Raw genomic sequence first — 14,260 nt, forward strand, 5'->3', positions numbered from 1 at the left:
TGTTATCATTCTTAAAACAAGCTGCCCTGTACCGGCTGCGGAATCACGCGGGGCGGCTCTACCACTATGCCCGTAAGCTGCTGTAAGCGCTGCAAGAAATGCTGTGTCCAGAGAGGCGAGTGCATGATGTCTTTCTGGTGGATGAACACGTAGGCCGTTTGCAGGCCGGCGCCAAACCACGTGGCCAAGCGCTCGGCCCAAGCGTCGGCGCGCTGGTAGTCGCTGGGGACCAGACCGTGGCCGTTGAGGCGGATGAAGGCGGTAGGCGTCGTCAAGCGCATATGCAGCACGTCGCGGCGGCCGGCTACATCACTTAGCACTAACGTTTTGTCCAGCGCCTCCAGCATGGCCGATACGGTAGCAAACAGCTCTGGATTGGCAAACCACGCCGGATGGCGTAACTCTACGGCCAGCGGAATTTCCGCCGGAAAATCGAGCAGGTAGCGTTCCAGGCGGGGTAGGTGCTCGGGGCCGAAGTGGGGTGGCAGTTGCAGAAACGCCCGCCCCAGCCGTTCGCCCAGTTCGCCTATACTGCGGCAAAACGACACCGTGAGGTCGTCGGCGTTATACAGGGCGCGGTCGTGGCTGATACTTTGGGGCAGCTTGGGGCAGAAGCGGAAACTTGGCGGCACCGCGTCGCGCCAGCGCCGCACGGTGGGCGCGTCGGGAATGCGGTAGTGGGTGGTGTTTAGCTCAATGCTGTTGAACTGCCGGGCGTAGTAGTGTAGGTAATCCGCGTCTTTGATGCCAGCCGGGAAGTAGGAGCCCAACCACGCTTTGTTGGTCCAGATGGGGCAGCCCACATACACGGCGGGCGCCGATGGGGTATCCGCGGCGCGGGCCAGCACCGCGGCAGTAGCAGGGTGGTCGGAAGGCAACGAAAAATCGACGTAGCGCAGATCAGAAAGGCGACCAAAATCCATAGCGTAAAAGAGAAGATGCAGTAGTTTACCGTACTACAGGTCATACAGAATAATTCGGACTTTTCCAACCTAGGCTATACGGGAGGAATCAGGCGAAGGACATAATTTTTTTAGAGGCCGGATAATCTTATTTCTGCCCTTGTCTTTGTTTTGTCCTATAATACGGCAAAAGTAGTCTTAACTAAACACAAATGCTGATTTAGGTGTGGTTTAACTATGCAAACATCAAATTATTTTAATGCAAATTTTATATAAAAAGTACAATTATATGGAAAGCTTGTAGGTGCGAAAATAGGACGATGCAGGACCGGTTTAGTTGTGGGCCTCTAGATTTGTCGGATTCACCAATTCATGTTTGAATGAAGTTGCCTCTCCGACAGCGTGTTTCTGGTTCTCTCATCGCAGTGCTTTTTGCCGTGCTTTTGGCGCTGCCACAGACCACCCGAGCCGCCCGCCTCAGCGACGACGAAAAAGCTCTGACTGCTACCTCTCACCGCACCGCCGTGCTACGGGGCCGCGCTTCCTGGTATGGCCGGGAGCACCAAGGACGCCGCACCAGCAGCGGCGAGCGGTTCGACCGTCATAAATACACCTGCGCCCACAAAACCCTACCCTTCGGCACCCGTTTGCGCGTGACGAACCCCGATAACGGCAAGGCCGTGGTGGTGCGCGTAGCTGACCGCGGCCCATTTCGCCATGCCCGCATCCTAGACCTTTCCGAAATAGCAGCCCGCCCACTGGGCATCGTCGCTGATGGCTCGGCTGATGTAGTGGCTGAGGTAGTACCCGAAACTACTCCTCTGGGTCCTATTGCTGCCCCCGCCGACCTGGCCGCCCTAGTAGAAGATGAGGCGCTGGCCTTGGGCACGCCGCTAGAAACGGTAGAGGTAGCCGTAGCGGTGCCCGCCGAAGCAACGCCAGTTGTACTGAAGCCTACCTATGTGGTGCAAGCAGGCACGTTTGGCGACGCCCGTAATGCCGCTGCCATGCAGGCCAAAATCTTGGCCGTAGATCAACAACTCTCCGTAACAGTGGCTACCGAAACGGTAGCCAGCCGCTCGCTCAACCGGGTAGTGGTAGGCGGGTTTGCTGACTGGGCTACTGCCGATGCCGTACGCAAGCGCCTGCAACGTGGCGGTATCACCGGGTTGGTACGCAAAGTGCCCGCCGCCGCCACACACTAGCATTCCGCTAACTCTCATTACAAAAATACCCTGCTGGCTTGTAGCTGGCAGGGTATTTTTGCGTAGACGCTGGTTTAGAGCTCTAGCCTCATTCCCTACCCTCATCTCACCCTTTTCCTGTTATGGCCCTACCCCCCGCCGACTATTTCTGGCCCGAGCTTCAGGTACAAACCAGCCGTAGCAGTGGCCCAGGCGGCCAGAATGTGAACAAGGTAGAGTCGCGGGTGGAACTGCGGTTTCACCTGGCTACCTCGCACCTGCTCACCGACGAGCAGAAGCTGCGCTTGCAGGAAAAGCTGGCTAGCCGCATCACCACCGATGGCTACCTGCTAGTAGTAGCCCAGGAAGACCGCAGCCAACTGCGCAACAAGGAGCACGCGCTGCGTAAGTTCTACGCGCTGCTCAAGGAGAATTTGCAGCAGCCCAAAGCCCGCAAAGCCTCGCGCCCCAGTGCGGGCGCCGTGCGCAAACGGCTAGAAGAGAAGAAACGCCACAGCGACAAAAAAGCCAACCGCCGCCTCGATTTCTGAGGCAGCCGTTGGCTTTTGTGAGTTGAGTTGAGGAGCAGCTTAGGCCGTCCGGAAACCGGTAGCCTGCTTAATAGTGCGCTCGTTGCCGGTAGCGGGGTCGGCGTAGGAGTGGTCGGATACCTCTACTGACAGCTTTTTACCGATCAGTTGTTTGGTATCGATGTCCTTGCCTTCTTCGGGATGCACGCCAGCTGCCTCGCAGAAGCTCAGCAAAATGGGCATGCCGGCCGGCGAGGTGTAGAAGCGCTGGGTAACGAAGCCCTGCTCATTTTCCAGGCGGGCGGCAAAGTAGGGCACATTCTGGTGCTCACTGGTGCCTTCTTCAATGTCGGTGATTTCAACAGTATAACGGCCATCGGGCAGGAAGCCTTTGTCTTGGCCTTTTTCAACAGGAATTTTCATGAGTTCAGCATTTAGAAGATATATGCTGCTAACGAAAATAGGATAAAGAAGGTTGGTGTTATTTATTGCTAAATAAATTAGTAAAATAAATTACTGTTAATTCAAATCCAAACCGAACAGCAGACCAAACCAGGGCCGCCGTTGGTAAATCCAGTACGCACGGTCGGGGCCTAGCAGGTTATCGAAACCCACTGCTAGGCCCACGTTGAAAATGCGAGCATCGTAGATAGTAGCCATGCCGGCGTGCAATACGAACCCCTCGTACTCGGGGCCAGCGTGCTGACGCGTCACGTCGTTTGTTACGTTGGTAGAGCCCATGCCGAAGAATACCCCGTAGCCCAGCCCGGTAGCCCGAATGCGCGGCTCGTGCTGCCAGGGCGCCAGCGTGTGCTTGTGTAGGTAGTAGTAGTCGAGGCGGCGCCCTAGGTACACGGCGGCGCTGAACGTAGTATTAAGCTGCACCGGTACCCCCTCGCGGGGCAGACGGGCCTTTACAGGTAGAGTAAACACATCCACATCAAAGGAGCGGCTGGAAAGCAGGGCGTGGTGGTTGCTTTGCAGCTCGTACGTGTAGGTGGTGGGCTGGGGCTGGTCGGTATAGGGCGAGAGCCGCAGCGTATCGGTGCGTTGCTGTACGTACACGCGGTAGCGCGTGGCCTGCCGCAGCTGGGTTGCCAGCGAGTCGTTGCCGCCCAGGTGCTCTACGTGATACCAGCCGTCGTCGAGCTGCGCCAAGCGCCCTACGGCGGCGCAGCCGCTACATAGGAGCAGTAGCGCCATGTACAAACAGGCTCGTTGCAAAAAGAAAAGCGTGGGTATTTCCACAGTAGTTAGGTAGTAGTGCTATAAAGAAGGCTCTAGAAACATGGCTTTATCTAAAATGGGCCGCGACGTAACGGCTACCAGTTCCAGCTCCAATCGGCTGTGGTCGATGTTGCGATAATTTAGGCGTACGAAACCGTATTTGGCATTGAAGTATGATTCTAAAGCGGTGGTGCCGAGCTTACAGGTGCCCGTTGCCTGCATGCGGTGGCAGGGTATGCGGCCGAATAGGGTAGGGACTAAGGTGGAATCGATAACCTGATAGCGATGATTGATATGCAAATTGTCTTGCCACACTGCCCATGCTGGATTGGCGTAGTGACTTCCTACATCTAACTGCCAATTCCACGTTGAGCCAACAGTAGTAGGGAGTTGAATGTCAGGAAATGGATTTAATTCTAGGATGCTATAATGCCCGCGGCGTGGCGGGTGCAACCAAAATTTATCAGCTCTGTCGAAAGCTCCTACCATTTCTTTTTGCGTAGAAGTTGTTGTGGTATCTAAATGCCGGTACGACCATTCGTACGCCATTTGGGATGGGTACCAAGACAATGGCTTCCCCAACGCCGTCAGCACCACCGTATCCAATGTGGCTGTGGTGGCGCCCGGCGCATACCAACGGGCCGCGTACACAAAGCGGCGGTTTTGGGTAAGGATGGGGTACCAGCCGGTTTCTAGCGTGTCCGTGGCGGGTGGGTCGGTGGCGTGACAGGCGGTCAGTAGTAACAGGCAGATTAGCAAGACGATGCGCATAGTATGGCAAGGTAGGGAAATCCTTGTGACGCATTTTTCGTCAACGAGGTGCGGCTGCAAGCCGCCCCTACGACGCCTTACAACAGCGTACCGCTCAGGAACAGCGTGGCTACCGAGAAGTAGATAATCAACCCCGTTACGTCTACCAGCGTGGCCACAAACGGCGCCGACGACGTGGCCGGGTCGAAGCCCAGCTTCTTGAGCAGCAGCGGCAGCATGGAACCCGACAACGACCCCCACAGCACAATGCCCACCAGCGACAGCCCTACCGTGCAGCCTACCAGGAACCAATGCGGACCATAGTCATAAAAGCCGGTTTGCTGCCACAGCAGAATCCGCAGAAAGCCTACTGCGCCCAGAATACCGCCCAGCAATGCGCCCGACAGCAGTTCTCGGCGCATCACCTTCCACCATTCGCCCACCGTCAGCTCGCCCAGCGACATGGCCCGGATGATAAGCGAGGTAGCCTGCGAGCCGGCATTGCCACCGCTGGAAATAATGAGCGGCACAAACAGCGCCAGCACCACCGCCTTCTCAATCTCGCCTTCAAAAAAGCCCATAGCCGTGGCCGTCAGCATCTCACCCAGAAACAGCACTACCAGCCAGCCGGCCCGCTTCTGAATCATCTTAGGGAGCGAAATAGTGAGGTAGGGCTCATCTAAGGCTTCCGAACCACCCAGCTTCTGGATATCCTCGGTGTCTTCCTCTTCCCGAATGTCCAGAATGTCATCGATAGTCACGATGCCATATAGGATGCCGTCACTGTTCACCACGGGTAGGGCCACCCGGTCGTTGCGCCGAAACACCTCGATGGCCTCTTCCTGGTCCTGCATGGTTTGCAGGTGCACGAAACGGTTGTCCATCAACTCGTTCACACGGGTTTGCGGGTCGGCCAGCAGAAACTCCCGGATGCGAATATCATCGATGAGGCGGCCACGGCTATCGGTCACGTACAGCACGCTCAGCGTTTCCGACTGCCCACCGTGGCGGCGAATGTAATCGAGCACCTGCTGCACGGTCCAGTTCTCGCGGATAGCAATATAGTCGGGCGTCATTAGGCGGCCCACCGAGTACTCGGGGTAGCCGAGCAGCTCCAGCGTCACCTTGCGCTCCGGCTCCGAGAGCGTCTGAATCAGCTCCCGCACCAACTCGTCGGGTAGGAACTCTAGCAGGGCTGTGCGGTCATCGGGCGACATCTCGTTGAGGATGTCCGTAATCTTATCCTGCGCCAGGTTAGCTAAAAAGTGCCGCTGAATATCCAGGTCAAGATACTCGAACACCTGCGTGGCCAGTTCCAACGGCAGAAGGCGGAAGATAATTAGCTGTTCGCGCTCTTCTTCCTCTTCAATCAGCTCTACTACCTCGCCCGGTTCAAACTTCTTTAATGCTTCCTTGAGTTTAAAAAACTCGCCCTCCTGAATCAGGGACGTGATGAACTCGGTGGTCGGGTGCTGATTCATACAATAACTAGAGGGAGGCGTTTTTCGCTAGGCAACGACGTTTGGTACAATTGAACGCGCAAAAGTAGAAGAATACGGCCGGTTAACTGTTGCGTTTGCCGCAGCTAGTGTCGATTTTTTTATGAATAGCGCGTCCTTCGGCTTGTGCTTAGCGTACTTGCCGGGAGTTTGCCAAATGAATTCGGGTTGGTTTACCCCGTTTTTCGCTGTTTGGCTAAGCGCTTCCCTCATGTTGTTGCCCACTATTTTTGGGCTTTTCCTATCTGCCCTGAATGCTTCCCTCTGACTTTCCGCTCGGAACCCTCGTCGCCTTTGGTGGGGGCGATGATGATGCCCTCCTGGCCCGGCTGTGTGCTTTGTTGCCTTTGCCGGAGCTACCCGTTGAAATCATTACCACGGCCTCGCGCGAGGTAGCAGCCACGGCCACCGCCTACCAGCAAGCGCTGCGCGACTTGGGCTGCCAGCAGGTCCGCCATTTGGCCATCGACGAGCACCACCCCGCCGACCATCCCGCTACCCTGCGCCGCCTGCACCAAGCCGCGCTGGTGTTCTTCACGGGCGGCGACCAGGAGCGCATCACCGATTTTCTGACCGGTACCGAGTTTCTGCGGGTGCTGCGCCACCGCTTCCAGACCGATGCCGCGTTCTTAGTGGCCGGAACCAGTGCCGGCGCGGCGGCCCTACCCGCCTACATGCTGGTAGACGGCCAGGGGTGGCGGGCGCTGCGCAAGGGCGGCATTCAGGTGTTGCCAGGGCTGGGGCTGCTACCATCCTTGCTTATTGATCAGCACTTTGTGGAGCGGGCGCGGTTTGGGCGCTTGGCGCATGCCCTACTCACGCACGCCAATTGCCTGGGCCTGGGCTTGAGCGAGGAAACGGGTGTGATTATTCGGGTGGGCAGCAGGCCGAAGTGTTCGGCTACGGGCAGGTGGTGGTGCTGGATGGCCGGCAGCTGCACAGCCATAACCTGGGCCGCATTGGGCAGGGCGAGCCCGTGAGCGTGCAGGGCCTACACCTGCATTTGCTGGTGCAAGGCCACGTGCTGGATATACGCACGGGCAAGGTCAATAATTCGAAGGAATAACGGTAGGCTTTTTGTTGCTTTGCAGCCCAGCAACGAAAACGATTTCGGACGAACGTAAACTACTCGGCAAGCATACTTTATTCGGGTTTTCTTTCTACATTTAGTTGCGTCGATTTTCCGTTCTTACTTCTAAAATCTCACCTTTTATTTCCTGTATGAAGTTAAAATCTTTACTCCTTGTGAGTGGTGCGCTGCTTGCTGGTACGGGCAGTGCTGTGGCCGGTGGCTACCAGGTTACACTGGCTGGCATTAAAAACAACGGCATGGGGGGCGTAGGGGTAGGCCTGTCGCTGGACCAGGCCGCTATGTTCTATAATCCTGGCGCACTGGCCATGGTGCGGGAGCGCGGCGTACAGTTGGGCGGCAACGTGACGTTGGCCCGCAATGCCTTCGTAGCGGAGGGTAGCAACATACAGCGGGAGCTGCGCAACAGCGTGGTAACACCCTTCAGCCTATACGCCAGCTTTGGCCCGGCCGAGGGCAAGTTCCGGGCAGGCCTTGCGGTGTACACGCCCTTTGGCAGCAAGTTGGGCTATGCCAACGGTTGGGAAGGCCGCACTTCCCTAACGGATATCGACCTGAAATCCGTTTTTGTGCAGCCTACCTTCAGCTACGCCATTACCGACGAGTTGAGTGTGGGCGCTGGCCTGGTGGTGCTGGCCTACGGCGCCGTGAACCTCCAGCGCGACATCGCCCTACCCGATTCTTACGGCCACATCGAGCTGGATGGCAAGGCCAAAACCAAGCTGGGCTTCAACGCCGGTATTTACTACAAGCCTTCGGATAAGCTGAGCATTGGCATCAGCCACCGCTCCAAAATTGATGCGGTGGTGGACAATGACGGCGACGTGACGTTCACCAACATTCCGGAATCATTTCGGAGCCGTTTTCAGGCTACCAAGTTTGGTGCTACCCTGCCGCTGCCTGCTACCACCTCGGTGGGTATTGGCGTGATGCCCAACGAAAATCTGACCATTGGCTTTGATGTCAACTTTGTGCAGTGGAGCAAATACCGCGAGTTGCGTTTTGATTTCGACCAGCCGATCAACGGGCAGAACACCAGCGTTTCCAAGCGCAACTACGAAGATGCTCTGACGTTCCGCCTGGGCGGTCAGTACAAACTCACCAGCGGCCTAACGGTGCGCGCCGGCGGCTCCTACGACATGACGCCCGTGCCCGACGGCTACGTAACCCCCGAAACGCCCGACAACGACCGCATAAGCGGTACTGTGGGTGCTTCCTACGCATTCGGCAAATTTAGCTTGGACCTATCGGGGCAGTTTATCCGCATTCAGAAGCGGACCGAAACCCAGGCCGACCTGATCAACAACGGCACCACCGACCGGGTAGCAGGTACTTACAAAACCAATATTGTGATTCCGGGCCTGGGCCTGAACTACGCTTTCTAATTTCCCACCTCCCGTTCTGAACACATGTATACGATTACATTTCGCAAAGTAGTGCCGTTTCTGGCGCTGCTGGGGCTCAGCCTCACGGCCTGTCAGCCCGATCTGGAAGATGAAGTAAAATCCAGCGCTGGTACCGCCGACTTCTCCCGCTACATTGCTGTAGGCAACTCGCTCACGGCAGGTTATAGCGATGGTGGCTTGTACTTGGAAGGTCAACAGAATTCCTACCCCTCCATGCTGGCACAGCAGTTCCGGTCGGTAGGTGGCGGCGACTTTGTGCAGCCGTTGTTCACGGAGGCGCAGGCGAATGGTAGCGGCTTTCTGAGAATCACTGGTTTTAATGCAGATGGAACCCCGCAAATAAATACGGAGGTTCAGGTAAATAATCAGTTTGTGCCTGTCAACCAGTTCGCACCAGGTCGAGCTATTGCAAGTCAAGGGCTGCCTTTACTGGTGCGATATACAGCTACTACTAACCAGAATTTGGGTGTACCAGGTATAAGAATAGCCGATATTACAACGGCAGGCTATGGTCGTCTTACAGCGCAGAGCAATGCTAGTAACTTCAACCCTTACTTTGAGCGCTTGCTTTCTGGTGCCGATTCTAAATCATACCTCCAATATGTAGAAAGTGAAATTGCTGCCATCAAGCCTACCTTTTTTTCTAACTGGCTGGGCAACAATGATGTGCTAGGATACGCTAGTTCGGGTGGTACGGGTGCTCCTCTCACGCCAGACGCGGAATTTACTACAAAGTATAATCAAGTAATTGATGCGCTTACGCTGAACGAGGCCAAGGGTATTGTAGCAAATATTCCAAGCGTTGTCAACACACCACTGTTCACGACTATCTCAACGGCAGCTGTCATTGCGCAAGTGAATGCTACCCCTATCCCGGCTGCACAGGCCCCGCTCATTGCGCAGGCGCTAGGTTTGCCAGCGCTACCGGCCGGCACTCGCTTCGCGCTATATGTGCGCACCAGCAGCACCACGGCACCCGTCCGCTTGGCAACCGCTAATGACTTGATTCTGCTACCAGCTCGTTCAGTTATCAATACGCCTAGTGCTACTAGCCCATTCCCGAATGGTATTGGCTTGGAAATTCCTGGTGCACCGGCTGCTATTGCGACGGCGTTAGCTGCTGCTGCCAACCCGTTGGCGAATGCCCTTGTGCTGGATGCAACCGAAGTAGCTTCGGTTAACAACCGCACCACGGCGCTCAATAACATCATCAAGGCAAGTGCCGACCGCAAAGGGCTGGCTTACTTCGATGCCAACGCTTTCTTAGCTCGGGTAGCAACCAGCGGCGTTGTGGTAAATGGCGTACCTAACAATGCTGGCTTCATCAGCGGCAACCTTTTCTCGCTGGATGGCGTGCACCTCACACCCCGCGGATACGCTATCATCGCCAATGAGATGATCAAAACCATCAACGCGAAGTACAACGCAAACGTCCCCCAGCTAAATCCGCTGGATTATCGGGGCGTTAAGTTTCCTTAAGTAAAGTAGTCGTAGAAAGCCATAAAAAAGACCGGCCCCAGAGATTTGAGGCCGGTCTTTTTTATTCAAAGCTTATCTACTTCGAGAGCTGGACCGGCTGAATAATCTGTGGAGTAGCTGGTGCCGCCTCACCGGCCAAGTGGGCTGCAATAACGGCCGCATGATAACGGCCATTCTCAATAAACCAGCGGCTGGTATTTAGGCCGCCGCACACCGTGCCTGCCATGTACACGCCAGGCCGGTTGGTCTCAAACGTCTCCTGATCGTGGGTAGGCGTACGCGCTGCATCGTCCTGAGAGGTGATGCCTAAGGCGTCTAGCAACGAATAATCGGGACGGTAGCCGGTAAGGGCGTAGGTGAAATCAACGGGCAGCGTAAGCAAGCCATCGGGGGTGGCTATATCCATTTCAGTTGGCCGAATCGCCTGAATGATTGCGTTGAAGTACGCTTTGATACGACCTTCTTTGATACGGTTCTCCAGGTCCGGCCGAATCCAGTATTTCACCGCGGGCGACAGCTCAGCGCTACGCACCACCATGGTAACGTGTGCACCAGCACGCAGCAACTGCAACGCGGCTTTGGCCGAAGAATTTCGCGCCCCTACCACCACCACCTGCTGGTCGACGTGCGTGTAGGGCTCCTTGTAGTAGTGGCTCACGTTGGGCAAGTCCTCTCCCGGCACGTTCATTTTCACCGGCACATCGAAGAAGCCTGTAGCCACTACCACAAACCGGGTAGCAATGCGGCCTTTGGTAGTCACTACCTCGTAGTGGTTCTCCTCGCCTTCCAGCCCTAGCACTCGTTCGTGTAGCCGCAAGGGCAGCTTCTCCACTTGCGCTACCCGGCGATAATAGTCGAGGGCCTCTTCGCGGAGCGGTTTGTAGTGGTTGGTTGGCATGGGGTAGCCCCCAATTTCTAGCAGCTCTGGAGTAGAGAAAAACTCCATCTGGTTGGGGTAGCCCACTATAGAATTGACGAGTGCGCCCTTGTCGACCACGCACACGGTAAAGCCCCGGCGCTGGATTTCAAGGGCACAAGCCAAGCCCACCGGGCCAGCACCTATAACGACTGTATCGAAGGAAGAAGTTGATTCGTGCATGATAGCAAAGTAACACACGAAGTCACCGCAGGGTTGCGCTTTTATTGTTATTCCGAGCGGAGCGAAGCATTGGAGGAAAAACGCTTGACGATTACTGCCCAGACTCTTCGCTTCGCTCGGAATGACAAGTCAATCTAGTGCGCCTGTAACCAGTTGCTGCCTGTCCCGGCTTCCACTTCTAAGGGCACGCCGTGGGGTAGGAGCAAGGCATTGGCCATCAATTCTTTGATTTTTGGCGTTACCAATTCTAATTCCTCCTTTGGTACATCGAAAACCAATTCGTCGTGTACTTGCAGGATCATGCGCGTGCCGAGCTTCTGGTCCACTATCCAGTGATGGATATCAATCATGGCTTTCTTGATGATGTCGGCCGCGGTGCCTTGGATAGGGGCGTTGATGGCATTGCGCTCGGTGTAACCTCGCAGAGTCGCATTACGGGAATTGATGTCGCGCAGGTAGCGGCGGCGACCGAGGAGGGTTTCGGCGTATTCCAACTCGCGCGCTTTGTTGATGCTGTCGTCCATGAACTGCTTCACGGCCGAAAACTCTTGGAAGTACGCATCGATAATGTCGACGGCCTCCTTACGCGAAATGTTCAGGCGCTGGGCTAATCCGAAGGCCGATATGCCGTAGATGATGCCGAAATTGACGGTTTTGGCCTTGCGGCGCATTTCGCCGTCTACTTCGCTTAGCCCTACCCCAAACACCTTACTGGCGGTGCTGGCGTGAATATCCTGCCCCAGGCGGAAGGCCTCAATCATGGTGGCATCACCCGAAAAATCGGCCATAATGCGCAGTTCAATTTGCGAGTAGTCGGCGGCAAGTAGCACGTGGTTGGCATCGCGGGGTACGAAGGCCTTACGGATTTCCCTGCCTTTCTCGGTGCGGATGGGTATGTTTTGCAGGTTGGGGTTGGTGCTGCTGAGGCGGCCGGTAGCCGTCACGGCCTGGTTGAAGGATGTGTGCACGCGCCCGTCCAGCTCGCACACCAGCTGGGGTAGGGCCTCCACGTAGGTAGAACGCAGCTTGGTGAGCTGGCGGTGCTCCAGAATAAGGCAAGCAATGGGCGCTTCGGAGGCCAATTGACTTAGTATCTCCTCGCCGGTGGCATATTGGCCGGTTTTAGTTTTCTTAATTTTGTTACCACCCAAACCCATGCGGTCAAACAAGACCTCGCCCAACTGCTTGGGCGAACCAATGTTAAACTCCTCGCCAGCAGCGGCAAAAATCTGCTGTTCCAGCTCCGTGATGTAGCCTTGCAACTCGGCCGAATACTCGCCCATCGCCACAGAGTCAATCTTTACACCCTCGTACTCGATGGCGGCCAGCACGGGCACCAGCGGGTTTTCTACCTCGTTCAGCAAGTCGAGCTGGTTGAGGGCTTTCAGCTTGGGCTCGAATACGTGCTTAAGCTGCAAAGTCACATCGGCGTCTTCGCAGGCGTAGTCCGACACCTCGGCGGGTGGCAGATCGGCCATGGTTTTTTGGTTCTTGCCTTTGGGACCAATCAACTCCGTGATGCTGACGGGCGTGTAGTGCAGGTAGGTTTCAGCCAGCACGTCCATGTTGTGGCGCATGTCGGGCTCCAGCAGGTAGTGGGCCAGCATGGTATCAAACAGCTCCCCCCGAATCTCGACACCGTAGTGCTTGAGAATGGTGAGGTCATACTTGATGTTCTGACCAATTTTCAGAATGTTTTCGGCCTCGAAAAACGGGCAAAATTCATCTACCAGGGCTTGCGCGGCGTCCGCATCGTCCTGGGGCACGGGTACGTAGTAGGCCTCGCCGGGAAGCCAGGAGAACGACAGCCCCACCAGCCGCGCCGTCATGGTGTCGAGGCCGGTGGTTTCGGTGTCGAAGCTGACTTCTTTCTGCTTCAGCAAGTGTTTGAGTAGGGATTGGCGTGCCTCGGGCGTATCGATGAGGTGGTACTGGTGAGGCACATCAGCCAAGGTGCGGCGCGGGCCGTTGGGCGCTAGCTCGGCCAACTCGGCGCTGCTGGCCGTGATGCCGGGCCCATCAAACAACGACTGTTGCGAGGCCGGTACAGAAGGGCGGCGGGCACCGCGGCTGGGCGGGGGCGTAGAGGTAGGCGCGGTTGGGCCACTCAGCACGCGGGCGGCCAGCTGCCGGAACTCCAACTCATCGAACAAACGGCGTAGCTCGTCTTCGTCGGGCTTGTCCAGCACCAGCTTCTCGGCCTCAAACTCGATGGGCGCATTCACATGAATAGTCGCCAGCTCCTTCGACATCAAGCCCTGCTCGGCGAAGTTGCGCACGTTTTCCTGCTGCTTGCCTTTGAGCTTATCCACATTGGCAATCAGATTTTCTACCGAGCCAAACTCCTGCACCAACTTCTTGGCGGTTTTCTCGCCAATGCCCGGAATACCGGGAATATTGTCCGACGCGTCGCCCTGCAAGCCCAGAATATCAATCACCTGCTCTACCCGCTCAATCTCGAAGCGTTGCAGCACATGGGCTACATCGAGCACCTCGGCGGCGTTGCCCATGAAAGCGGGGCGGTAGATTTTGACGCACTCCGTTACGAGTTGGCAGTAGTCTTTGTCGGGCGTCATCATATACACCTCGCCAAAACCCTGGGCCTCGGCGCGTTGGGCCAGGGTGCCAATCACGTCGTCGGCCTCAAACCCTTCCACCATCAGAATGGGAATGTGGAAGGCTTTGATAATCTGCTTGATGTAGGGAATGGCCAGGCCAATGTCTTCGGGCATGGCCTGGCGCTGGGCTTTGTAGTCTGCAAACTGCTCATGCCGGAAGGTCTTTTTGGCCGCATCAAACGCTACCCCAATGTGGGTAGGGCGCTCCTTTTGCAGCACCTCCACCAGGGTGTTGGTGAAGCCCAGAATGGCACCCGTATTCAGGCCCTTGGAGTTCACGCGCGGGTTTTTGCTGAACGCAAAGTGGGCGCGATAAATCAGGGCAAAGGCGTCGAGCAGGAAGAGTTTTTTAGCGGGAGCGGCGGTGTCGGTCATAGTAAAGCAAAGGTACGTAGGTAGACAGTGGCAGTTGGCGAGGAACCCAGAAACAAGTGCTTTGCCTTGCGCAAATGACTACCGCTGATTCGTTATGTTGC

The 14,260-nt window shown here is 56.2% G+C and carries 12 protein-coding genes; 5 read left to right on the forward strand and 7 right to left on the reverse strand.

The features are described from left to right. Window positions 1-11: 11 nt before the first annotated feature. Complete coding sequence (locus F1C16_RS19110; protein ID WP_185282185.1) at window positions 12-923, reverse strand: DUF72 domain-containing protein; 912 nt, start codon at window positions 921-923, stop codon at window positions 12-14. 404 nt (window positions 924-1,327) lie between these two features. Between F1C16_RS19110 and F1C16_RS19115 the strand changes: the two genes are divergently transcribed. Together F1C16_RS19115 and arfB are read left to right on the forward strand one after the other, a co-directional pair. Next, window positions 1,328-2,107 carry a septal ring lytic transglycosylase RlpA family protein gene (locus tag F1C16_RS19115; protein ID WP_219733354.1) on the forward strand — a complete coding sequence of 260 codons (780 nt, stop codon included), beginning with the start codon at window positions 1,328-1,330 and terminating at the stop codon, window positions 2,105-2,107. A 122-nt stretch (window positions 2,108-2,229) separates the two neighbouring features. Then, a complete protein-coding gene (arfB, locus tag F1C16_RS19120) occupies window positions 2,230-2,637 on the forward strand; it encodes an alternative ribosome rescue aminoacyl-tRNA hydrolase ArfB (protein ID WP_185282187.1) in 408 nt (135 codons plus the stop codon). Window positions 2,638-2,676: 39 nt separating this feature from the next. On the opposite strand, the gene F1C16_RS19125 is transcribed toward arfB, so the two are convergent. The 4 genes from F1C16_RS19125 to mgtE all read right to left on the reverse strand — a co-directional run bounded on the left by F1C16_RS19125 (window position 2,677) and on the right by mgtE (window position 6,074). Further along, window positions 2,677-3,039 carry a hypothetical protein gene (locus F1C16_RS19125; RefSeq protein ID WP_185282188.1) on the reverse strand — a complete coding sequence of 121 codons (363 nt, stop codon included), beginning with the start codon at window positions 3,037-3,039 and terminating at the stop codon, window positions 2,677-2,679. Between the two features lie 96 nt (window positions 3,040-3,135). Beyond that, window positions 3,136-3,819 (reverse strand): hypothetical protein, encoded by a 684-nt coding sequence (locus F1C16_RS19130; protein ID WP_185282189.1) that lies wholly within the window; start codon window positions 3,817-3,819, stop codon window positions 3,136-3,138. A 63-nt stretch (window positions 3,820-3,882) separates the two neighbouring features. After that, entirely contained in the window at window positions 3,883-4,614 is a 732-nt protein-coding gene (locus tag F1C16_RS19135; protein ID WP_185282190.1) for a hypothetical protein, read from the reverse strand. Window positions 4,615-4,691: 77 nt separating this feature from the next. Then, window positions 4,692-6,074, reverse strand: a complete 1,383-nt coding sequence (mgtE, locus tag F1C16_RS19140) for a magnesium transporter (RefSeq protein WP_185282191.1) — start codon at window positions 6,072-6,074, stop codon at window positions 4,692-4,694. Between the two features lie 272 nt (window positions 6,075-6,346). On the opposite strand from mgtE, the gene F1C16_RS19145 reads away from it, so the two are divergent. From F1C16_RS19145 to F1C16_RS19155, 3 genes are all read left to right on the forward strand, one after another. Further along, a complete protein-coding gene (locus tag F1C16_RS19145; RefSeq protein ID WP_185282192.1) occupies window positions 6,347-7,072 on the forward strand; it encodes a cyanophycinase in 726 nt (241 codons plus the stop codon). A gap of 241 nt (window positions 7,073-7,313) precedes the next feature. Further along, the gene (locus F1C16_RS19150; protein ID WP_185282193.1) at window positions 7,314-8,567 is read left to right on the forward strand and encodes an OmpP1/FadL family transporter; all 1,254 of its coding nucleotides are present in this window, start codon (window positions 7,314-7,316) and stop codon (window positions 8,565-8,567) included. 24 nt (window positions 8,568-8,591) lie between these two features. After that, complete coding sequence (locus F1C16_RS19155; RefSeq protein WP_185282194.1) at window positions 8,592-10,067, forward strand: hypothetical protein; 1,476 nt, start codon at window positions 8,592-8,594, stop codon at window positions 10,065-10,067. A 76-nt stretch (window positions 10,068-10,143) separates the two neighbouring features. Here F1C16_RS19155 and F1C16_RS19160 read toward each other — a convergent pair whose 3' ends face one another. Further along, on the reverse strand, window positions 10,144-11,166 hold the full coding sequence (locus F1C16_RS19160) for a YpdA family putative bacillithiol disulfide reductase (protein ID WP_185282195.1): 1,023 nt from the start codon (window positions 11,164-11,166) through the stop codon (window positions 10,144-10,146). A 134-nt stretch (window positions 11,167-11,300) separates the two neighbouring features. Then, on the reverse strand, window positions 11,301-14,159 hold the full coding sequence (gene polA, locus F1C16_RS19165; RefSeq protein WP_185282196.1) for a DNA polymerase I: 2,859 nt from the start codon (window positions 14,157-14,159) through the stop codon (window positions 11,301-11,303). Window positions 14,160-14,260 lie beyond the last annotated feature (101 nt).

The sequence above is a fragment of the Hymenobacter sp. NBH84 genome (assembly GCF_014217645.1).
Taxonomy (GTDB): Bacteria; Bacteroidota; Bacteroidia; order Cytophagales; family Hymenobacteraceae; genus Hymenobacter; species Hymenobacter profundi.

What these genes read in the sequence shown, in the direction of transcription:
- F1C16_RS19150 (WP_185282193.1), top strand. Translation starts at nt 7,314, where the DNA reads ATGAAGTTAAAATCTTTACTCCTTGTGAGTGGTGCGCTGCTTGCTGGT.
- mgtE (WP_185282191.1), bottom strand. Translation starts at nt 6,074, where the DNA reads ATGAATCAGCACCCGACCACCGAGTTCATCACGTCCCTGATTCAGGAG.
- F1C16_RS19125 (WP_185282188.1), bottom strand. Translation starts at nt 3,039, where the DNA reads ATGAAAATTCCTGTTGAAAAAGGCCAAGACAAAGGCTTCCTGCCCGAT.
- F1C16_RS19155 (WP_185282194.1), top strand. Translation starts at nt 8,592, where the DNA reads ATGTATACGATTACATTTCGCAAAGTAGTGCCGTTTCTGGCGCTGCTG.
- F1C16_RS19130 (WP_185282189.1), bottom strand. Translation starts at nt 3,819, where the DNA reads ATGGCGCTACTGCTCCTATGTAGCGGCTGCGCCGCCGTAGGGCGCTTG.
- arfB (WP_185282187.1), top strand. Translation starts at nt 2,230, where the DNA reads ATGGCCCTACCCCCCGCCGACTATTTCTGGCCCGAGCTTCAGGTACAA.
- F1C16_RS19135 (WP_185282190.1), bottom strand. Translation starts at nt 4,614, where the DNA reads ATGCGCATCGTCTTGCTAATCTGCCTGTTACTACTGACCGCCTGTCAC.
- F1C16_RS19160 (WP_185282195.1), bottom strand. Translation starts at nt 11,166, where the DNA reads ATGCACGAATCAACTTCTTCCTTCGATACAGTCGTTATAGGTGCTGGC.
- F1C16_RS19145 (WP_185282192.1), top strand. Translation starts at nt 6,347, where the DNA reads ATGCTTCCCTCTGACTTTCCGCTCGGAACCCTCGTCGCCTTTGGTGGG.
- polA (WP_185282196.1), bottom strand. Translation starts at nt 14,159, where the DNA reads ATGACCGACACCGCCGCTCCCGCTAAAAAACTCTTCCTGCTCGACGCC.
- F1C16_RS19110 (WP_185282185.1), bottom strand. Translation starts at nt 923, where the DNA reads ATGGATTTTGGTCGCCTTTCTGATCTGCGCTACGTCGATTTTTCGTTG.